The organism is Methyloversatilis sp. (genome assembly GCF_030696805.1).
In the GTDB taxonomy this organism is placed as follows: Bacteria; Pseudomonadota; Gammaproteobacteria; order Burkholderiales; family Rhodocyclaceae; genus Methyloversatilis.
The window spans coordinates 1-19,848 of sequence record NZ_JAUYRO010000057.1 but is presented as its reverse complement, the minus strand read 5'-3'; the positions used below and the strand labels follow the sequence as shown (position 1 = coordinate 19,848).

The 19,848-nt window shown below is 66.5% G+C and carries 20 protein-coding genes and 1 pseudogene; 7 read left to right on the top strand and 14 right to left on the bottom strand.

Features of this window, described 5'->3' with window-relative positions:
* Positions 1 to 40 precede the first annotated feature (40 nt).
* Complete coding sequence (locus Q8R75_RS10915) at positions 41 to 5,137, top strand: alpha-2-macroglobulin (protein WP_305614530.1); 5,097 nt, start codon at positions 41 to 43, stop codon at positions 5,135 to 5,137.
* 40 nt (positions 5,138 to 5,177) lie between these two features.
* Here Q8R75_RS10915 and can read toward each other — a convergent pair whose 3' ends face one another.
* The 5 genes from can to Q8R75_RS10890 all read right to left on the bottom strand — a co-directional run bounded on the left by can (position 5,178) and on the right by Q8R75_RS10890 (position 11,576).
* Positions 5,178 to 5,822 (bottom strand): carbonate dehydratase, encoded by a 645-nt coding sequence (gene can, locus Q8R75_RS10910; RefSeq protein ID WP_305614529.1) that lies wholly within the window; start codon positions 5,820 to 5,822, stop codon positions 5,178 to 5,180.
* 219 nt (positions 5,823 to 6,041) lie between these two features.
* On the bottom strand, positions 6,042 to 7,010 hold the full coding sequence (locus Q8R75_RS10905; RefSeq protein ID WP_305614528.1) for a GNAT family N-acetyltransferase: 969 nt from the start codon (positions 7,008 to 7,010) through the stop codon (positions 6,042 to 6,044).
* 186 nt (positions 7,011 to 7,196) lie between these two features.
* The gene (locus Q8R75_RS10900; protein ID WP_305614527.1) at positions 7,197 to 7,892 is read right to left on the bottom strand and encodes an alpha/beta hydrolase; all 696 of its coding nucleotides are present in this window, start codon (positions 7,890 to 7,892) and stop codon (positions 7,197 to 7,199) included.
* A 133-nt stretch (positions 7,893 to 8,025) separates the two neighbouring features.
* On the bottom strand, positions 8,026 to 9,639 hold the full coding sequence (locus Q8R75_RS10895; protein ID WP_305614526.1) for a PEP/pyruvate-binding domain-containing protein: 1,614 nt from the start codon (positions 9,637 to 9,639) through the stop codon (positions 8,026 to 8,028).
* Positions 9,636 to 11,576: a hypothetical protein gene (locus Q8R75_RS10890; protein WP_305614525.1), complete on the bottom strand. Its 1,941-nt coding sequence runs from the start codon at positions 11,574 to 11,576 to the stop codon at positions 9,636 to 9,638. The genes Q8R75_RS10895 and Q8R75_RS10890 overlap by 4 nt, the downstream gene beginning before the upstream one ends.
* A gap of 334 nt (positions 11,577 to 11,910) precedes the next feature.
* Between Q8R75_RS10890 and Q8R75_RS10885 the strand changes: the two genes are divergently transcribed.
* Positions 11,911 to 12,306: an antitoxin Xre/MbcA/ParS toxin-binding domain-containing protein gene (locus Q8R75_RS10885; RefSeq protein WP_305614524.1), complete on the top strand. Its 396-nt coding sequence runs from the start codon at positions 11,911 to 11,913 to the stop codon at positions 12,304 to 12,306.
* Positions 12,303 to 13,052: an RES family NAD+ phosphorylase gene (locus Q8R75_RS10880; protein WP_305614523.1), complete on the top strand. Its 750-nt coding sequence runs from the start codon at positions 12,303 to 12,305 to the stop codon at positions 13,050 to 13,052. Before Q8R75_RS10885 ends, Q8R75_RS10880 begins: the two co-directional genes overlap by 4 nt.
* A gap of 2 nt (positions 13,053 to 13,054) precedes the next feature.
* Here the strand turns inward: Q8R75_RS10880 and Q8R75_RS10875 are convergent, their stop codons facing one another.
* Complete coding sequence (locus tag Q8R75_RS10875; RefSeq protein WP_305614522.1) at positions 13,055 to 13,486, bottom strand: helix-turn-helix domain-containing protein; 432 nt, start codon at positions 13,484 to 13,486, stop codon at positions 13,055 to 13,057.
* Between the two features lie 75 nt (positions 13,487 to 13,561).
* Here Q8R75_RS10875 and Q8R75_RS10870 point away from each other — a divergent pair, with 75 nt between their 5' ends.
* The 3 genes from Q8R75_RS10870 to Q8R75_RS10860 all read left to right on the top strand — a co-directional run bounded on the left by Q8R75_RS10870 (position 13,562) and on the right by Q8R75_RS10860 (position 15,972).
* Positions 13,562 to 14,422, top strand: a complete 861-nt coding sequence (locus Q8R75_RS10870; protein ID WP_305626258.1) for a class I SAM-dependent methyltransferase — start codon at positions 13,562 to 13,564, stop codon at positions 14,420 to 14,422.
* A gap of 123 nt (positions 14,423 to 14,545) precedes the next feature.
* Positions 14,546 to 15,442, top strand: a complete 897-nt coding sequence (locus Q8R75_RS10865; protein WP_305614520.1) for a 2Fe-2S iron-sulfur cluster-binding protein — start codon at positions 14,546 to 14,548, stop codon at positions 15,440 to 15,442.
* Between the two features lie 332 nt (positions 15,443 to 15,774).
* Entirely contained in the window at positions 15,775 to 15,972 is a 198-nt protein-coding gene (locus tag Q8R75_RS10860) for a hypothetical protein (protein ID WP_305614519.1), read from the top strand.
* 208 nt (positions 15,973 to 16,180) lie between these two features.
* Here Q8R75_RS10860 and Q8R75_RS10855 read toward each other — a convergent pair whose 3' ends face one another.
* From Q8R75_RS10855 to Q8R75_RS10845, 3 genes are all read right to left on the bottom strand, one after another.
* Positions 16,181 to 16,384, bottom strand: a complete 204-nt coding sequence (locus Q8R75_RS10855) for a hypothetical protein (protein WP_305614518.1) — start codon at positions 16,382 to 16,384, stop codon at positions 16,181 to 16,183.
* 173 nt (positions 16,385 to 16,557) lie between these two features.
* Positions 16,558 to 16,824 carry a hypothetical protein gene (locus Q8R75_RS10850; protein ID WP_305614517.1) on the bottom strand — a complete coding sequence of 89 codons (267 nt, stop codon included), beginning with the start codon at positions 16,822 to 16,824 and terminating at the stop codon, positions 16,558 to 16,560.
* Positions 16,817 to 17,104: a BrnT family toxin gene (locus Q8R75_RS10845; protein ID WP_305614516.1), complete on the bottom strand. Its 288-nt coding sequence runs from the start codon at positions 17,102 to 17,104 to the stop codon at positions 16,817 to 16,819. Before Q8R75_RS10845 ends, Q8R75_RS10850 begins: the two co-directional genes overlap by 8 nt.
* An 83-nt stretch (positions 17,105 to 17,187) precedes the next feature.
* On the opposite strand from Q8R75_RS10845, the pseudogene Q8R75_RS10840 reads away from it, so the two are divergent.
* A pseudogene (locus tag Q8R75_RS10840) lies at positions 17,188 to 17,454 on the top strand (transposase); the annotation flags it as partial.
* A gap of 102 nt (positions 17,455 to 17,556) precedes the next feature.
* Here Q8R75_RS10840 and Q8R75_RS10835 read toward each other — a convergent pair.
* The 5 genes from Q8R75_RS10835 to Q8R75_RS10815 all read right to left on the bottom strand — a co-directional run bounded on the left by Q8R75_RS10835 (position 17,557) and on the right by Q8R75_RS10815 (position 19,826).
* Entirely contained in the window at positions 17,557 to 17,865 is a 309-nt protein-coding gene (locus Q8R75_RS10835; RefSeq protein WP_305614515.1) for a HigA family addiction module antitoxin, read from the bottom strand.
* 11 nt (positions 17,866 to 17,876) lie between these two features.
* Positions 17,877 to 18,155 (bottom strand): type II toxin-antitoxin system RelE/ParE family toxin, encoded by a 279-nt coding sequence (locus Q8R75_RS10830; RefSeq protein ID WP_305614514.1) that lies wholly within the window; start codon positions 18,153 to 18,155, stop codon positions 17,877 to 17,879.
* Positions 18,156 to 18,167: 12 nt separating this feature from the next.
* Positions 18,168 to 18,959 (bottom strand): transposase, encoded by a 792-nt coding sequence (locus Q8R75_RS10825; RefSeq protein ID WP_305663653.1) that lies wholly within the window; start codon positions 18,957 to 18,959, stop codon positions 18,168 to 18,170.
* Positions 18,960 to 19,109: 150 nt separating this feature from the next.
* Positions 19,110 to 19,532 (bottom strand): hypothetical protein, encoded by a 423-nt coding sequence (locus Q8R75_RS10820; RefSeq protein ID WP_305612452.1) that lies wholly within the window; start codon positions 19,530 to 19,532, stop codon positions 19,110 to 19,112.
* 201 nt (positions 19,533 to 19,733) lie between these two features.
* Positions 19,734 to 19,826: a hypothetical protein gene (locus Q8R75_RS10815; RefSeq protein ID WP_305612472.1), complete on the bottom strand. Its 93-nt coding sequence runs from the start codon at positions 19,824 to 19,826 to the stop codon at positions 19,734 to 19,736.
* Positions 19,827 to 19,848: the final 22 nt, after the last annotated feature.

Below are 19,848 nucleotides of genomic sequence, written 5' to 3'. Positions count from 1 at the left end.
ACACACGAGGTCGCGTGCTCGGGGATAATCGCGGCGGGCGATGACAGACGGAACGGGCACGGTCATGAAGGCAGGCGGCGGCAAGCTTTGGGCGGGATTGTTCGTGCTGGCGGCCGCGGTCGCCGCGGGGCTGTGGTGGCAGACGACGCGCAGCCCGGGCGCAACGATCGCCGCCATCGGCGACGACCCCGACACACCGTTCGCGGTGCTGCGCTGCGACGCGCGCAGCCGCGACGCGGGACCGGCGCTGGCAGTCACCTTCAGCCGGCCGCTGGCACGCAAGCTGCCGCTGGGCGATCTGATGACGGTCACCGATCTGGGTGAGGGCGAAACCCGTCAGGCGAGTCGTGACGTCGGCGGCAAGGTCGCCGGCAACTGGACTGTCGGCGACAACCCGCGCATCGCTTATTTCTCCGGCGTGCTGCCGAAACGGCGCTATCGCATCGACGTGGCGGTCGGCGTCGCGTCGCGCGCCGGCGATCAGCTCGCCGGCACCCACCAGTGCGAAACCCTGGTCGAAGACATGCCGCCGGCCTTTTTCTTCGCCAGCCGCGGCACCGTGCTGCCGGCCGGGCAGAACGGCGGCCTCCCGGTCGTCACCATCAACACGCCCGAAGTCGATGTGCAGTTCCTGCGCGTCGGGCCCGCCCAGCTGCCGGCCTTTCTCGACAAGGTGTACGGCATCCGCCGCAGCGCCGACGAAGACGCGGCGCAGGGAGAGGGCGAATATGAAGGCGAGTACTACGACGGTGGCACGGTCGACCTGCGCGGTCGCACCTCAGGCTGGTACATCGACCAGCTGAAGGACCTGTCGTCCAGCGTGTATCTGGGCCGCTTCCAGACCGACGACAAGCGCGACCGCCGGCACGTGAGCTTCCTGCCGGTCGAGCACATCAAGGAGCTGCGCGAGCCCGGCGTGTATGTCGCGGTGATGAATGTGCCGGGCAGCTTTTCCGGCGACTACCAGACCACCTATTTCTACGTCAGCGACATCGGCCTGCACCTGCACCGCAACGGCAGCCGGGTCGATGCCTTCGCCACGTCGCTGCGCTCGGGCGCGGCGCTCGACGGCGTCGAGTTCGAGGTGCTGGATGGCGACGGCAAGCGCGTCGCATCGGTGAAGGCCGAAGGTGACGGTCGCGCCACCTTCGACGCCGTACCGGCCGATGCCAGGCTGGTGATCGCGCGGCGCGGGCGTGAGCTGTCGGTCGTGTCGCTGGGCGAAGCCGCGCTCGACCTGTCCGAATTCGACACCGCCGGCCTGCTGCCGACGAACAACAAGCTGTTCGTGTGGAGCGGGCGCGACCTGTACCGGCCGGGCGAAAGCTTCGACGTGTCGGTGCTGGCGCGCGATGCTGACGGCAAACCGGTGGCCGCGCAGCCGGTCAGTGTGCTGCTCAAGCGCCCCGACGGACGCACCGTCAGTCAACGCGTGTGGCAGCCGTCGGGCGAACAACCCGGTTACTTCCGGCATACGCTGGCGATACCCGGTGACGCCCAGACCGGCGCCTGGACGCTGGAACTACGCGCCGATCCCGGGGCAAAGCGGCCCGACTCGATCATGCGTTTCAAGGTCGAGGAATTCCTGCCCGAGCGCATGAAGCTCGCGCTGACAAGTGCAGAGGGCGTGCTGACCGACGGCGCGCCGTTCGACATCGCGGTGCAGGGCGACTACCTGTTCGGTGCGCCGGCCGCCGGCAACCGCCTGCTCGGCGCGCTCGCCACCGAGCGCCTGCGCTTCGCGCTGCCGCAGAAGCCCGGCTTCATCTTCGGCGACTTCGCCGACGATGCGCTGAAGGGCCGGCGTGAGCTGGAAGAAACCGCGCTCGACGACAGCGGCGCTGCTCGGCTGGCCGTGCCGTACGACCCGGGCACCGCACGCTCGCCGCTGCGCCTGCGCACCAGCCTGAGCCTGCTCGAATCCGGCGGCCGGCCGGTGGTGCGCTCGATCGAACGCGCCTGGTGGCCGGCGCCCGCGCTGATCGGCGTGCGTCCGCTGTTCGAGGCCGACGTGGCGCGCGAATCGTCGCTGGCCGAATTCGAGGTCGGCCGCTTCCTGCCCGACGGCACGCTGTCCGCGCTCGACAAGGCCAACGTGCGGCTGTTCAAGGAAGAGCGGCAGTACTACTGGCGCTTCGACGACCAGCGCGGCTGGCACTCCGGCTTCAGCGACGCCGACGAACTGGTCGACAGCCGCACCATTGCAGTGAAGACGCAGACCAAGCTCGCCTTCCCGGTCACCTGGGGCAGTTACCGGCTGGAAATCGACGACCCGCAGCACGGCCTCACGATGCGCTACCGCTTCTACGCCGGCTGGGGTGCGCAGGGCGACGAGGCACTTGGCAACCGGCCCGACCGCGTGCAGATCCGTCTCGAAGGCGCGCCCTTCCGCGCCGGCGACACGGTAAAAGCGCACCTCACGCCGCCGCACGACGGCGAAGCGCTGGTGCTGATCGAGGGCGACCGTGTGCTGTGGGCCAAACGCGTCAAGGTGAGCGCTGCCGGCACGACCATCAATCTGCCGCTGGACGCGAGCTGGAACCGCCACGACCTCTATGTATCCGTGCTGGCGTTCCGGCCGGGCAGTGAAGGCAGCCGCGTGACACCGGCGCGTGCGCTCGGGCTCGCCCATATCCCGCTGGCGCGCGAAGACCGCCGGCTGAAGGTGGCGCTGGATGCACCGGCCAAGGTCGAGCCGGAAACGAAAACGACGGTGAAGGTGAAGGTCGACGGCGCGACCGGCCAGCAGGCCTGGGTCACGCTGTCGGCAGTCGATCAGGGCATCCTGAACATCACGCAGTTCGCCACACCGGACCCGCACGCCTATTTCTTCGGCAAGCAGCGCTACGCCCCGGATCTGCTCGACATCTACGGCCGGCTGATCGAAAAGATGGATGGCACGCGCGGCAAGCTCAAGTGGGGGGGTGACGCTGGCATGCGCGATTCGCAGAGCATGCCGAAGAAGGTGAAGCTGGTCGATCTGTTCTCCGGCCCGGTGAAGCTCGACGACAAGGGCGAGGCAAACATCGCGCTCACGCTGCCCGACTTCAACGGCAGCCTGCGCCTGATGGCCGTTGCCTCCACGCTGGATCGCTTCGGCCGCGGCGAGCGCGAGCTGGTCGTCGCCGCGCCCATCGTGGCCGAACTGTCCACGCCGCGCTTCATCGCGCCCGGCGACCGCGCCACCGTGGCGCTCGAAGTCACCAATCTGACCGACACGTCGCAGCAGATACGCCTTGCGCTGGCCGCCGAGTCGCCCGCGCGCATCGCCGACGGCGCCCGCACGCTGACGCTTGCGCCCAGGCAGCGCGAAACCCTGCGTTTCGCCGCAGAGGCGGTCGAAGCCGAAGGGCTTGCGCGACTGACGCTGACGCTCGACGCGACGGGCGGCGCCAGGCCTATCCACATCGAACGCGAAGCCGCGCTGCAGGTGACGCCGCCGGTGCCGCTGCAGCGTCAGAAGCAGCGGGTGAAGATCGACGCCGGTGCGCGCCACGTCGTCGATGCGTCGGTGCTCGACGCCTTCTGGCCGGCGTCTGCGTCGCTCAACGTCAGCGCCGCGGCCAGCCCGCCGCTGAACATCCGCGAACAGGTGCGCGGCCTGCTGCGCTATCCGTACGGCTGCGCCGAACAGACGGTCAGTGCCGCCTGGCCGCACGTGATCATCGACGAGGCCTACGCTGCCGAACTGGGCCTGAAGCCGCACACCCGCGCCGAGCGTGCCGCGCTGGTCGAAGCGGCGATCGGCCGGCTGGCCGGCATGCAGGGCACGCAGGGCGGCATGACGATGTGGGGCAGCGGTGGCGAGTACGAACACTGGATCACCGCCTATGTCACCGGCTTCCTGATCGACGCGCGCGAAGGCGGCTTCACCGTGCCGGAAAGTTTCGCCCGGCGCATGCAGGACTGGATGCTGAAGGAATTCCAGCTCGCCCCGTCGCAGATGCCGCGCCTGCCGGTGCGCACGCTTGCGCAGCCTGCCCAGCCCGCTCAGCCAGGTGAAGCTGATCTGGTGCGCGGCGCGCACACGCGCTTCGCCAACGCCGCCCATCTGGGTTATGTGCTGGCGCGCGAACAGCGCGCCCCGCTGGCCACCCTTCGTCTGCTGCACGACGACCACCGTCAGCTGGCGAAGTCGCCGCTTGCATTGGCTCACCTTGGTCTGGCGTTGAAGCTGATGGGCGACGAGGCGCGTTCGCGCGTCGCGCTCGACGAAGCACTCGGCAAGCCGTACGGCCTGAGCGGCAATGACAACGAATACGAGTGGCTCGGCGACTACGGCAGCCCGCTGCGCGACCGCGCGATGCTGTACGCGCTGCTGTCGCGCCACGACGTGAAGCTCGACCGCGCTGCCAACCTGCTGTTCGAACTGTCAGCCGACAGCGCACAGCGGCGCTGGCTGTCCACGCAGGAACAGATCGCCCTCGTCATGGCCGGCCGCGCCGCCGGGCTCGGCGCCGGCAAACCCTGGGCGCTACAGGTCGAAGGCGGCGCGCGCTACGGCGGCGCCCAGCCGATGATGCTGCCGGTCGACGCCCCGGCCGCGCGGCGCGGCGTCACACTGGTCAATACCGGTGATGCCCCGCTATACGTCGAAGTCGAATCCAGCGGCTACCCGAAGGTCACGCCGCCGCCCGAAAACCGGCTCGGCAGCGTGCAGCGCAGTTGGTTCGACGCCGACGGCCGACCGTGGGACGGCCGCGCGCTGAAGGTGGGCGACCTCATGCTGGTGCGGGTCGAAGTGAAGCCGACGCGCCGCGCCGACGACGCGCTGCTGGTCGACCGACTGCCCGCCGGGCTCGAGATCGAAAACCAGAACCTGTCGCAGGGGCCGCAGGCGTCGGAGTTTTCGCTGCAACTGCCGAACGGCCAGTCGCTGCGCATCGCCGACACGCTGACCGACAACCGCGTGAAGCACCGCGAGTTTCGCGACGACCGCTTCGTCGCCGCGCTCAAGCTCGACAGCGCGCCGATCAACCTCATCTATATGGTGAGAGTCGTCACCCCGGGCCGCTATACCGTGCCCGGGACCTTCATGGAAGACATGTACCGGCCCGAACTGCGCACCGTGGGCGAGCCGGGGCAAGGTGTGGAGGTGGTGGATGTGGCGCCGCCCGCCACAAGCAGGAGCAAATGAACATGGCCGGCGCGCCGTGCGCACCGGCCACCCTGCCGGGTCAAACCAGAGCCTTCAGTGCCAGATCGTAGTTGTCGCGCAGTTCTTCCTCGTTGCTCGCTTCCATGCGCAGGTCGTGTACCAGGCCGTCCTTCAGGCCGTAGATCCAGCCATGCACCCGCACTTCCTGGCCGCGTGCCCAGGCATCGCGGATGACCGTGGTTTCGCAGACGTTCACGGCCTGCTCGATCACGTTCAGTTCGCACAGGCGGTTTTCCTGCAACTCGCCTTCGGCCACGGCGTCGAGCAGGGCGCGGTGGTGGTTGCGCACGTGCTGCACATTGCGCAGCCAGTTGTCGATCAGGCCGAAGCGCATGTCATGCAGCGCGGCGCGCACGCCGCCGCAGCCGTAGTGGCCGACCACCAGGATGTCCTTCACCTTCAGCACGTCGACCGCGTACTGCATGACCGACAGGCAGTTCAGGTCGGTCTGCACGACCAGGTTGGCCACGTTGCGGTGTACGAACACTTCGCCGGGGATGAGCCCGACGATCTGGTTCGCCGGCACGCGGCTGTCGGAACAGCCGATCCACAGATACTCCGGGTTTTGCAAGGTGGCCAGATGCTCGAAGAATTTAGGATCATCGGCCTGCATCTTCGCTGCCCACTTGCGGTTGGATTCGAATAATTGATCAGTTTTCTTCATGTGCGCGTTCCCCGGGTATCAGCGCGAATTATATCGTCGGCCCGGAAGGCGCACGGATTGGACGGTCTGTGGACGGCCTGTGGACGGCCTGTGGACGCCCTGAGGGCGATATCGAGGCCGTTCGTGGAGCACAGTGTCACGCGTTGTCGGCGCGGCCTTGCCCGCACGCATGCTTCGGCCCTCGGGTGAGGGCCATCGTCGGTGCGATCAAACGTCGACTCAGTCGTGCATGCAGGCCAGCAGCAATTCGCGCCCGCCCAGTCCGGCCTTGTAGCGCCGGAGCAGCGGCGAGTGCTGCGCATCGTGGCCACCCAGATCGAGGTGAGCGATGCCTCGTTCCCGCAATTGTTCGAGGGCTGACCACAGCAGTGCATTGTTCGCGTGCAGGCGACGACCGGCGTCGCTGTTCCAGGCGATCTGGTAGGTGGCGGTCATGCCGTGGCACAGCAGCGCAATCATCGAACACGGCTCGTCGCTGCCGGCTTCGTGCGCCTCGCCGATCAGCAACTGGTCGGCCCGGGCGTAATCGATAAGCAGCCGCTGCAGCTCGGCCACCGTCGGACCGCGATAGCCCAGCGATTGGCGCTGCGCCAGATGCCGGCGCAGCAGCTCAGCCGCGCGTGACCGCGCGGACGGCCAGTGCACGACGAGCCGGCCGGCAGCGATCGCGTCTTCCGCCTTGTCCAGTGCATGGCGCCAGCGCGGCAGCAGCCGCTGTCGGCAGGCCGCGGGCTCATCGGCCGCGACGATGAAGGTGGCGTAGCCGGCCGCTGGCGTGTCGGTCAGCGCACGGCAGCCCGCGGCGCGCAGCAGCGCCATGCTGCGCTCGCCCGCCGGCAGCTCGGCGATGATTCGGCGGCGCCGTCCGATGCGGCGTGGCCAGATGCGCGAAAACGCGCGGAAGAAGTCTCCGGCGTGCGCAGCGCCATCGGCTTGCGGCAGCCACAACGGGCCGCGGTCGAGCACGACCGCGCCGAGCAGCCCGGACAGGGCGTGCCGTTCGAGTACCTGTACCACGCCCAGCTCGTCGTTGCCATCGCGGATCGCACCCCAGCGCGGCTGCAGACCCTGCACACGCGCCATCGCCCGTCCGTAAAGATCATGCTGCAACAGGTTTGATCCGGGGATGCGTACGAACTGCCGACGAAACCCGTCAGCATCGAGGTCGAAGTCGATCTGCACTGCCATGAAAAGGAAAGCTCACCCGAAAAGACGATCACTGTACCCGCGGGCTCGGCCGGCGGCCATCGGGCGACATCTCGACAATGACTGCGAAAAGTGAGCCCGGAAAGGTCAGGCGCGGCGAAATCAGGTGAACGTCATGCGGGACAGGCCGACCGATGAGCGCGCGTGGCGCGACCAAAGACCTCGCCATCAGTGTCTTTCGATGAACCGGACGATGTGCTGCACCGCCTGACCGGCCTGATGAAAAAGGGCCATGTGGCTGCCGGCCAGCGTCGCGATCTCGGCATCCGGCTTCAGCGCGACGATGTCGTCGAGGTTGTGCCCGGGCACCACGGTGTCGGCGGCGGCTGCCAGGCAGAGCAGCGGCACGTGTAGCGCGCCGAGGTAGGCGCGGGCGTCTTCGTGCATGACGCTACGGATGCGTGCCGCCAGTTCGCGCGATGACACGTGGCGCCAGGTTTCCGCTTTGGCGATGCGGAACGGATCGGACGGCTGGCGCCCGAACCAGACGGGCAGGCGGCGTGCGGTGCGCAGCGCACCGATCACTGCCGTGCTGGCGAACGGCGCCCATTTCGCACGCTGTGGCTGCGGCATGCGGACAAAGGTGGTGGACAGCACCAAACCGCGCACTCGCGCCGCATCGGTCGCGGCCAGCCGCAAAGCCAGTGGCCCGCCGAACGAGCTGCCGAGCAGCCAGTAGGCATCGAGATCGGCGGTCTGCGCGAGCGCATGGCGCAGCAGGGTGTCGTAGTCCTGAGCGCCTTCGCGGGGATAGTGAATGACGCGCGGCGTGATCCAGGCGGGCAACGCATCGATCAGCGGGCGCAGAAAAGATGCGCTGCCATCGAGTCCGGGCAGCAGTACGAAGGTGACGTGGGCGGGCATCGCGAAAGCGTGGCGCGCTTGTGCGTCAGTCCGGTAACGACAGGGTTACACGGACGTGTCGGTGCGCGGGTCGCATCGATCGGGCTCACCGTTGCGCCAGAACTGCCCTCCGATCGGACGCCTTGCCTGCCGCTCAGCGCTTGCGTTTGCTGTGCGCCTTTGCCGGCTTTCCGCGCAGTGCCTGCAGTCGCGCCATCAGCGGGCGGTCCGGCACGCGCTCGCTGCGCACCGTGCCGGCGTGGATGCCGCCGGCGTTGCCGTCAAGCGTGATGGCGTCGCCTTCGTCGAAACGCTGCTCACCGATGTGCAGCCGGCGTTTGTCGAGGTCGATGCGCAGCGCGTCGCAGCCGACCAGGCACACCTTGCCGAGCTGGCGCGCCACCACCGCGGCGTGCGAGGTGCGCGCACCGTTGCGCGTGAGCAGACCGGCCGCGTGTTCGAGCGCGCCGATGTCGGCGGTTTCCGCGTCGTTGCGTACCAGGATGACGCGTGCACCGTCTTTCACGCGGGCGGCGACGCGCTCGCCGTCGAAGGCGATCTCGCCGCTGGCGATGCCGGCGCTCGCAGTCATGCCCCAGGCCAGCGGCTCGGCCGGCTCGCTGTGGCCCTTGAACAACAGCCGCATCGTGTGCAGGTCGCCGTCGTCCAGTTCGGCGGTGCGATGGCGCGCGGTATCCGCGTCGATCACGCCTTCGTCCAGCAGGTCCAGCGCGATGCGCGCGGCGGCGCGCGGCGTGCGCTTGCCGGTGCGCGACTGCAACAGATGGAGCACGCCATCCTGCACCGTGAATTCGAAATCCTGCATGTCGCCGAACAGCGATTCCAGCGCACCGGCGGCGTGCTGCAGGTCGGCCCAGGCGGCCGGCAGGCGCTGCGCCAGCACCTCGTGTCCGTGCGCGCTGCGCCGACCCGACACCACGTCTTCGCCCTGTGCGTTGGACAGGAAATCCACCCACAGCCCCGGTTCGCCGGTGGCCGGGTTGCGCGTGAAGCCGACGCCCGCACCCGAGCCATGGCCGCAATTGCCGAACACCATGACCTGCACGGTCACCGCGGTGCCCAGGTCGGCAGCGATGCCGTTGAGCCGGCGATAGGTCGTGGCCTTGTCGGCGCCCCACGATGCGAACACCGCGCGCACCGCCTCCGCCAGCTGATCGCCCGGATCTTGCGGGAAAGGCTTGCCGGCGCCGGCGGCATACAGATCGAGGAAGCGGCGCGTCAGGTCGCGCAGTTCGCCGAAATCGAGGCTGCGCTCGTCGCGCCCCTGTGCCACCCGCTCGAGCTCGCTTTCGAACAGCGCAGCCGGCAGGCCGGCCACCACTTCGCCATAGCTCGCCACCAGCCGGCGGTAGGCGTCCCACACCAGACGCGGGTTGCCGGTCTGGCGCAGAAAGCCGGATAGCGTGCGGTCTGAAAGGCCGATGTTGAGCAGCGTTTCCATCATGCCCGGCATGGACACCGCGGCACCCGAGCGCACCGACACGATGAGCGGGTCGGCGGCGTTGCCGAGACGGCGGCCGACCGAATGTTCGAGCGCCGGCAGGCCGCTGGCGAAAGCGTGTTCGATGCCGGTGTCGGGGTGGCCGGTCCAGTGGGTGCCGAGCACGAAGGCCGGTGGCACGCGCAGGCCGGCGCCGGCCATGCGCAGCAGATTCCACGCCTTGGACCCCATGGTCGCTGCGCTGGCGTCGGCTTGCTCCGCTTCGCCGCAACCGATCAGGAAGCCGTGTTTCGCGTGCGTTGTCATGCTGCATCTCCGTTGCGAGAGAACACCAGACTGCGCAGCGAATAACCCGCGGCGAGCAGGGCGTCGGACGCCTTTTCCAGCGTTGCCGCGAGATCGCTGGCCAGCGAAAAGGCGGCCGGCGAGGCATGCAGCGTACGCACGATGGCGCGCCGGGCCTGCCGCGCCTGTTCGTCGCACAGGCGCTCGGCGCGCAGCATGCGCCACAGCGTCTGCAGGAAGCTTTCGTCCTCGCGCGCGTTCCCGGCGCCGCCGACATGGCGTGCGATTTCGATCGCGCGCACCCAGTCCTGTATCGCCGCGGTGGTGGTGTCGCACAACAGGCGCAGCGCATCGCGCACCTCGACCGGTACGCCGTCGACCGGCGGCGCTTCCAGCATGGAATGGATGAACAGGCACTCTTCCAGCGCGTCGGCCACGTCGTCGGCCTGCGACAGCAGTGCCACCACAGCGGCCCAGCGCGCCTGGCGCTCGGCGCGCTGACGCGCCTCGGTGAGCAGGCGGTCGGCGCGCCGCTCCCAGTCCTTCGCGCGCGTGCTGAGCGCTGCGGCATCGCCGGCGCCGTCGAGTGCATCGCCCAGCGCCTGTGCCAGCGCGTGGCACCAGGCGGCATGTTCGGCGATCAGGTCCAGTTCTATCGTGCGCCGGGCCAGCAGCCGCGCGAGCAGCAGGCGCGCTTCGTCAGCCACCTGATTGACCGGCTGGTGCGCCAGCAGCGCGTGGCTCGAGGTGCGCAGCAACGCGGCCAGATAGTCGCGCGCGGCGTCGCGGCCGAGCACGGCGTCCAGCCGGTCGCCGACGCGGAAGGCATCGGCACCGGCCGCGCGCATCGCGCCGTACACCAGTTCCTCACCGCCGGCCAGCAGCCAGGCCATGTGGCCCCATTCCTCGCGCGCTGCCTGCCACAGCAGGTCGCGCGCGCCGGCCTTGTCGACGAAGATCTGCAGCCGGCGCCGGGCGCGGTTCCAGTCGATCACGAACACGATGCGCGAGGCGAGCCGCTCCAGCGCGTCGCACAGCGCGCGCGTGCCGCGAGTGCGCAGTTCGGCGCGGCCGAGCTGATAGGGCTTGCCGGCGTTCAGGTTGCTGCTGACGCGTGGCGCCGACACGGTCCATGCGAAACCGATGTCGGCCAGCATGCGGCAGAAAAAGTCGAAGCGCCCCGCGTGCAGGTCGGAATAGGTCAGTGCGATGCGACCGGGCTCGACCTCGATCACCAGCACGTGCACGTCATTGGTGCCGATATCGTTCTGGATCAGCAGCCGGCTGTGGTCGCGCGTCACCGCGGTGTCCAGGCCCGGGTGCGAAAACTTCAGCTGCGCGGTGCGCGCGATGCCGCGCATGAAGGCCTGGATCAGCGGCCTGTCGTCCGGCTTGATCTGCCAGGCGTGCGCGCCGTCGATGTTTTCGGTCGCGATCTGCGCCGACAGTGCGTTGAGCCGGCGATGCAGATCCATCACCAGGAGGTGCAGGCTGTCGCCGCCGCGCCGGTCACCGTGGGTGAGCGCGCGCAGGCCGTCGCCGTCCAGGCCTTCGCGCTCGGCCAGCGTACCGAGCCGGGCCAGCCAGTTGTCGCGCCGCTGCTGCAGTTCGGCGTCGGCCGGCGTGCCGCCATCACACACCGGGCGCGCCATCAGCGTGAGATCGGTCTGCAGCAGGTCGGCCAGTGGGGCGATCTTTGGCAGCACCAGCGTGTGGTCGTCGAAGTAGGCGGTGCTGACCAGTTCGCGCAGCCAGGTGGCGTCATGCAGGCCGGCCTGGCGCATGTCCGGTGCCCAGTCGGCGACCGGTGCTTCGCGGTCGGAGGCGTGCGCCGCTGCCGCCTGCAGCATGGTCAGGCTGAGCTTGAGTCGGTCATTGGCGGCCAGCGCAGCCTTGATGCGGGCCGGCATCAGCAATGATTGCTGGCCGAGGGCTTCGACGGCGGATTCCTTGCGCATGCGGCAGTTCGTGCGGGTTCAAACGTTCAGTCTTGGCCGCGCACATGGCGGATTGATGACAGCGCGGCGTCGGCGTGCGCGCAGCTTGATTCAGGTCAAGCGGGCGCGGTCGCGCGGCGATGGCAAGTTGCGGGGTGCGCATGGATTGCTGCAGGACCGGACCGGTGACGATTTCGTGACGGGCGGACACGATCCGTCTGCGTGCCCCTCTGCCGTATCCGCGTATCCCTTGAGCGCACGCGCCAATTAGTTGATTTATCGAAACACTTATTGTTTGATTGAAAACGTACGGGTGCTATCCTGAATTTCCATCCCGATTCGACAGGAGCCACCCATGGGCGCCGTTGCAGACAAGGGCATCAGCGCTTCCGAAGACCGCGGCGCGCTGGCCCGCATGGTCATGACCTTGCTTGATCACTGGAAACTATCCACCGAAGACCAGGCCGCGCTGCTCGGCATTGCTGCCAGCAACCGCGCCGCGCTGGCGCGCTACCGGCGCGGCGAGCCGATCGGCACCAGCCGCGACCAGTACGAGCGGGTCGGTCATCTGCTGGGCATCCACAAGAACCTGCGCCTGCTGTTTCCGCAGAACCGCGATCTGGTCTATCGCTGGATCAGCACCCGCAACCGCGCTTTCGACAATCTGAGTCCGGTCGAGGTGATCCGGGAATGGGGCTTCGCCGGTCTGCTGATGGTGCGTGCCTATCTCGACCGGGCACGCGGCCAGTGACGCAGTCATTAAGTTTCGGCGACCTGTTTGCCCGCCTCGCTCTGGCCGAAGTGCAGCGCGACGTGTTCCGCAACATCGTGTCGCTGCGCACCTCGCAGGATCTGTTCGACGACCTCACCGACGACCCGGCCGAATGGGCACTTGCGCAGAAGGTCGAAGGCGACGCCAAGCCGCCGCCCTACCGCTCGCCCACGCCGGTGGTGCACCGTCCGTTCGAAGACGCCGAGTGGTTCAACGCAATCGCCTGGCCGTTCCAGAACTGGCAGGCCAGCCGCTATTCCGACGGGCGCCACGGCGTGTGGTATGGCTCGGAGTCGGTCCACACGACGGTCTTTGAATCCGCCTGGCACTGGCGCCAGGGTCTGCTCGCCGACGCCGGCTTCGAGCGCGAATCGGTGGTGGCCGAGCGCAAGGTGTACGTCGTGGGCTGTGCCGCCGCGCTGCTTGATTTCCGGCCGCTCACCGGCGACTGGCCGGCGCTGCTGCATCCGGCCGATTACAGCTTTCCGCAGTCGGTCGGCGCGCGCATCCACCGCGAAGGTCACCCGGGCCTGCTGGTGCAGTCGGTGCGCCGGCCCGAGGGCGAGAACTTCGCCGTATTCAATCCGGCCGTGCTGTCGGCCCCGCGCCATCACCTGCAGCTCGGCTACCGGCTCGACGGCGACTGCATCGTCGTCGAAAAGACGCCGGGTCTGGCCTGGTTCGGCATCGACGCGCAAGACTTCGGGCGGCGCGCTGCCGGTTGAGTTCAGATCTTGTTGCGCGGCGACGCGATGTGCCTTTCCAGCGATTTCGATTCGGCGGCGCGCACGATGCGGCGGAAGGTCGGGCATTCCATGTGGCTCGGCGCCGGGCAGGCGGCGGCGTGCCTGAGACCGTCACGCAGTGCGCCCAGCCTGCGTATCGTGCGGTCCAGTTCGTCCGCGCGTTCAGCCAGCAGGCTGCGGTCGATGTCCAGCGTGCCGCCCGGTGAAAACATGCGGCCGATCTCGGCCAGCGAGAAACCCGCAGCGCGGCCGAGCGAAATGAACGCCAGTCTTTCCAGCACGCTGTCGCCAAACACGCGGCGCAGGCCGCGCCGCCCGATCGAACGTATCAGCCCCTTTTCCTCGTAGAACCGCAGGGTCGCGGCGGTGACACCGGCACGTTGTGCCACTTCGGCGATATCCAGATCGCTCATGGGCTTGACCTCAAGTCGACTTGAGTTTGCATAGTGCGTACTCCGCACTTCGCGGGCAAGTCACGGGAGACGATGATGGACGCTTCAACGGATGCTGCAATGACGCGCGACGATGCGCAAACTGCCTTGTGGAACGGGCCGGCCGGGCAGGCCTGGGTGCAGGCGCAACCGACGCTCGACGCCATGTTTTCGCCGTTTTCCGACCTCCTGGTCGGACATGCGCAGTCGATGTCGGCACGCAGCGTGATCGACGTCGGCTGCGGCACCGGCGCGACCACACTGGCGCTGGCCGACGTGCTGGGAGAGGGGGCGCGTTGCCTTGGCGTCGACTTGTCCGCGCCGATGATCGCTGCGGCCCGTGAGCGCGCGGCGGCCAGCGGCTCGGCGGCGCGCTTCGTCTGCAGCGATGCCGCGCATCATGCCTTCGTGCCGGCCGGCGCCGACCTCGTCGTGTCGCGCTTCGGCATCATGTTCTTCGACGATCCGGTCGCCGCCTTCGCTCATCTGCGCAACGCGGTACGGCTCGGCGGTGCGCTCAGTGCCATCGCCTGGCGCGGTGCTGACGAGAACCCCTTCATGACCACTGCCGAACGCGCAGCCTCACTGTTGCTGCCCGCACTGCAGGCACGCCGCCCGGGGGCGCCGGGCCAGTTCGCCTTCGCCGATCGCACTTATATAAGCGAAGTGCTGGAGCGCGGCGGGTGGCTGGACGTCGACATCCGGCCTCTGGATGTCGAATGCACGCTGCCGGCGGCCGATCTCGAAGCCTATTTCACCCTGCTCGGTCCGGTCGGACTTGCGCTGCGTCAGACCGATGCGGCCACCCGCGCAAAGGTGATCGAAACGCTGCACGAAGCCTTCCAGCCCTGGGTGCAAGGCGCGTACGTGCATTTCACGGCGGCTTGCTGGCGGATCGATGCGGGGCGTCTCCCCTAGTCGACGGCGACCACGATCCACCGCACCTGAATGCGGTCCGCTTGATCCTCGTCAACGTCGCGGCCCGTCGGCGGCATGCTTCCTGCGGTTCGAGGGTTCCACCCCTCAAACAGGAGTACTCACGTGGCAAACGTTACATTTACCTCGCCGGCCATGCCGCGCGACATCACCGTCTACGCCGTCGCGGGCGACCGCGGCACACTGCTCGGCCTCGCCAAATCGCACAAGATCCCGATCCCGTTCGACTGTCAGGACGGCGACTGCGCGTCCTGCATCGTCGAAGTCAGCCACGTCGACAGGCGCGTGCGCTATGGCGTTGCGCTGACCGAGAAGGAAAAGGAAGTGCTGCGCCAGATGGGCAAGATCAGCAAGGAAGAAATCATGGACGCGGAAGTCAACGACATGCCGCCGCAGCATCGGCTGGCCTGCCAGTGCTTCGTCCGCAACGAAGACATCATTGTGTCGTTTGAAGGAGATACGACGATCCCCGGCAAGGGGCCGGCGCTGTCGATCGCCGCCGCGATCTACAAGGGCGGCGTGCAGATCCGCTCATTGGATGAGTTTCTGAGCTATTCGGTGAAGGTCGAAGACGATGCGGCGGTGCACTACGACCAGCTTGCCGAATCGATGGCCGCCTGCGGCAACGCCGACGTCGCCTTGCTGTTCACCCAGCTGGCCAAGTACTCGCGCATGCATCTCGATGAAGCCAAGGCCAAGTGCGCCCGCTACGACGTCACCGTGCAACTGCCCGCCAGCTCGTCCTGGCCGGACAACTCGTCGCCGGAAATGACCGCGCTGTGGGCCGGCGACCCCGCACTGACACGTCTGGACGGGCTGAAGGCCGCGCTGCAGGGCGAACGTCGCGGCTTCGAGTTCTACTACGCCGTCGCGAGCACCACCGAAGACCCGGACATCCGCAAGGTCGCCAAGGAGTTCGTGCGCGAAGAAACCGAGCACGTCGAAACGCTCAAGCTGTGGATCGAAAAGGAAGAGGCCGCGATGCGCGCCAAGGTCAGATAAGCAGCGTCGTCATGCCGCGCACCCGAAGCGGGGCGCTCCGGCACGGGCCGGGGCGCCCCGTTTTTCATGGGGCGGGGCGTTGCCTGCCGTGCCGCCGCCGGCCCTCCCATCGCAACCGTCGCCCTTGTGCGCCAGCCGACAGACAGTGGGGCTGCCTGCGCCCAGCATGCACGCAGCGCCTCATCGACGCGATGAACCGCCCGTCAGGCAGTGAGCTCACGATGCCGTGGGACACAGGTCTGGCGATGTTCGTCGTCCGGCAGCCTGCGGTGCTTCATGGATGGCATGCGCGGCCGGTGAGGAAGCCCATCAACCAGCGAAGGAAACAGGCGATGACAGACCCACGCGATATTGCGCACGACAAGAAGGTGCGCCAGGAAAAGAAGAAACACGGCGAAGACATCGCCCCCGACGCCGACAAAACACCGCAGCCGGGGAAAAAGACGCACAAGGTGCATCACAACTCGGACACGCCGAAGGAGCCGGACGAGGCGGCACCGGTGCCGACGGGGGAAAAGTCGCTGGAATAGCACGTCCCACTTCGCGATCACGATCTAACCTTGATCGTGGGCTTCACTTTTCCGCTTGCCGCGAATGGCTCTCCATGTCAATGCCGATTTAAAACTGACCCGCTTTTCACCGGGTTGCCGATTTAAAACTGATACACCCCCATTACATTTGCATGCTCGTTGATCGCGCCCCGCAGTGAGGGCCGTAGGCCCGAACGCAGGGGCGCGATCAACGAACGTTGCCCGGTCCTTTGCCCGGCGCGGCGGCGTCGATCTTGAGCAGCACCGCCGGATCGAAGGCAGGCGCACCGCCGGCGTCATTGGTGTAGCGGGAACGGAGGGTGGAGAGGTCGAGCTCGTTGTCGACCAGGTGACAGAGCGCAAACTCGAAGGTGCCGGGCAGCACCTGCTGCGCGAAATCCACCGGAATCATCTTCAGGATGTAGTCGGGCGCCTCAGCTTGAGCGAGGGGTTTGCGAAGTAATCGGCTCGCCGATACCGCAAATCGTCCCGAAAGTCAGCCGCATGCACACGTTGGTGACAATATAAATCAACTACTTACCGCGACCTCTTAGAGAGGCGTCGTTGAGAGCCAACAACCGGCGGCTACTTTTCCGCAAGCTTGCCCGCAGCGTACTTGTGCAGGACGCTGGCGATCAGGGTCTGGTACGGCATGCCTTCGGCAAGTGCCTTGGCCTGGATGTCGAGGAGGTCTGCCGACGACAGGCGGATGTTGACCCGCTTGTCTTTGATTGCAGTGGCCCTCGCTGCGGCACGCATGCGCTGCAGTTCGGACTTGCTCGCAATCGGCTTCAGCTTTCCCGACTCGTAAGCCTCAAGCACTTCAAGTTCGTATGGATCAAGCTTAGACATCGTCAGACTCCTTCGCGATGAAGTCTCGCGTAGCCTTCCGGCTGGGGATGATGGTCTTGAGAAAGAAGTGGTCTTCCTCTTCAACGAACGGAACCAGAAAAGCGTAGCCGGCAACTTCGACAACCATGATCCTCTGTCTGGGGTACTTCGCTGGGTTCTGGTGCAGCACGATCTCCAGCAAACCGCCTGCCTCCACTGCGACAGTGATCTCCTCGAAGGACACCCCGCGTTCTTGCTTAAGCAGGTCATTCTTGGTAGGTGACCATCGGAACGGTTTCATCGGTCGCAATCGTAGCAGACCGTGTGCCTTCTGTCTTCAGAAGAGCGGCGAGCCGCTGCTTAGGCCAAGCGGCGGGTGCCGAGGTCATGCCCGGCGCAAGCCTGGACGCCCGCAGCCGGCGCTGGCGCACCAGGCGCGGCTACCTCTTCAACCACCGGGCGCTGGCACGGGTGTTTCGCGGCACGCTGCTCGCAGCCCTCAAGCAGGAAGGGCTCAAGCTCCCCGGCGCGCTGCCGGACACCTGGGTGGTCGATTGCAAGAGCGTGGGCAACGGCGACAAGGCGCTGGTGTATCTCGGGCGCTATCTGTATCGCGGCGTGATCCGCGAAGCCGACATCCTCAGTTGCGACCCCGCGCACGACGGCCAGGGCTTGTTCAACCACGGGTTCAGATCGTGGCTCGCTTCGCGATCACGATCTAACCTTAATCCTTAGGCGGCACCGCGTGCCAACTCAGGCTGCGATTTCTTCTCGAGCGCGGACGTTTCGCTCAATCTCTGCCTTGGAAGGCAGTGTCTTCAAGTCGAAGTTCGCTTGAAGTACGAGCCACGAGGCCGCGTCGCCGCCAAAGTACTTGGCCAGCCGAGCCGCAGTGTCGGCGGTGATGCTCCGCCGCTCCTTGACGATTTCATGAATGCGTGTGGCTGGCACATCAAGAGCTACGGACAGGGCGTTGACGCTCAGGCCCAGGGGCGCGAGGAAGTCTTCGCGGAGCACCTCGCCGGGATGTACCGGACGCATGCGATCTACTGGGTGGCTCATGTTGTACTCCATCAGTGGTAGTCGACGATCTCGACCCCCGTTGGACCTGCCTTTGACCAGACGAAGCAGATGCGCCACTGGTCATTGATACGGATGCTGTGTTGACCCTTCCGGTCACCTTTCAGAGCTTCGAGGCTGTTGCCAGGCGGCGAGCGCAGAAACTCGAGGGTTTGGGCAGCGTGAAGTTGGGCGAGCTTGCGTTCGGCTATCGATGCGAACGCCCGAAAGCGCTTCGCGGTCTTCCCCTCGAACAGCGCCTGAGTGTCTTTGCACTTGAACGAAAGGATCATGTGGCGAGTGTATTACGCTCCGCGTAACATGGCAAGCTCGCGAACCAACAGGGGTTCTGTGCAACCCTGAATGACGCCCTTGCCGGTGGCCATCTTGGCCGACTCGTTGTCGGTGCGGTTACTCAAGCGCACGGCGCCCTTGGCCTCGCGCCGCTCGTCCGGGTTGGCCGCGAGCCAGTCGCGGATCTGTGTTGCTTCGCGGGTGAGCCTTTCACGGGTGCGCGCTGCGCGCGCTTGCTCGTCGTCACAGCCCGAGAGATCGCGCGCCTTCTGCTCGCCCATCATGCGCTGCACGGCCGCCTCCATCTTCGCCGCCTCGCGCTCAAAGTCAGCGCGTGTTCCGCTCTTCGCCTTCGATGCATTCGACGGCAACTTCACGCCGTCGATGGCAAAGAGCTCGCGCCCGATCAGACCCTGGCGATCGCACACCAGCAGCACCTGGGTGAAGAGTGCTGCGGCCTCGTCGCCCAGCTCAGCCACGAAGCCGGCAATCGTCGTGAAGTGCGGGGCGCTGTCGCCGGAAACGGCCATGAACAGCACGTTGTTCCGGCACGCGCCGGCAATCGAACGCGAACTGATGAGCCCACGCGAGTACGCGAGCAGCACGATCTTGAGCAGCACTGCCGGATCGAAGGCCGGGGCGCCGCCGGCGTCATTGGTGTAGCGGGAGCGGAGGGTGGAGAGGTCGAGTTCGTTGTCGACCAGGTGACAGAGCGCGAACTCGAAGGTGCCGGGCAGCACCTGCTGCGCGAAATCGACCGGAATCATCTTCAGACCGTAGTCGGGTGTCTTGAAGCGCGGCATCGCAGGGCTCCGTGGAAGCGATGACCGATCATAACAACGGCATGTAAACAGACGATGAAACGAGTTTTTCTACAGCCTCAACGTTTGAGTTGAGCGGCGGCCCGTCAGGGACGTCCGCTCGAACGAATCGTTAGCGGGCAGCACACGCTCTCACCCCAGGAACTGCGTAGAGATGAAGCCCCAGACTATTGCGCCAACGCCACCAAGCTCACCAACGATCAGAAGCAGCATGCCCCAAGTGGTATTGAAGTTCCGCTCCTTGAACTGGTTGGTAACTTTGCCCTCAAGCCCGAGCCGATAGTACTGGGCGATAGCGACTGAGAAGAAGAATAGCGGCACTCCGGTGATGAGAATCTGCACTGGGTCTGAATACGGGCTGAAAGTAAGTAGTGCGGCCATGACCAGCGCAGCAAAGCTATAGAGAAGGGAGGCCCTATGCGCAATATCGATGTACGGATGCGCTCGATGATTTGGGCTCGTCATGATCCCGCGGTATTTCAGAATGCCGCCGATCAAGCCCACAAAAAGAAAGATTCCCGATGCGGCCAGAGTTAACTTCACTGCAAGATTCACGCGACTTCCTCTCTATGCCCGCTAACGACGCTGTAGAAAAACCCCGTCCCGGGGCAAGTTGCTGCGTCCGGCCATTGCCGGCTTCAATTCACTCTTCATCGCATCAATCCTGTTTCAGCGGTTTCATCTTCGTCTCCTGACGCCCTCACAGGGCGGCTACTGCGTGACCTGATCGGGCTGGTTCCCTGCCCGCCAGCTTACCTAATTCGCGTACCCATGGTGCCCGAGCTTTTCGATGTTGTGCACCATGCAATAGAGCTTCCACTGCCCATTGACCTTCGTACGCCCGCGCAACGTGAAGCGGTCGAGGCGCTTG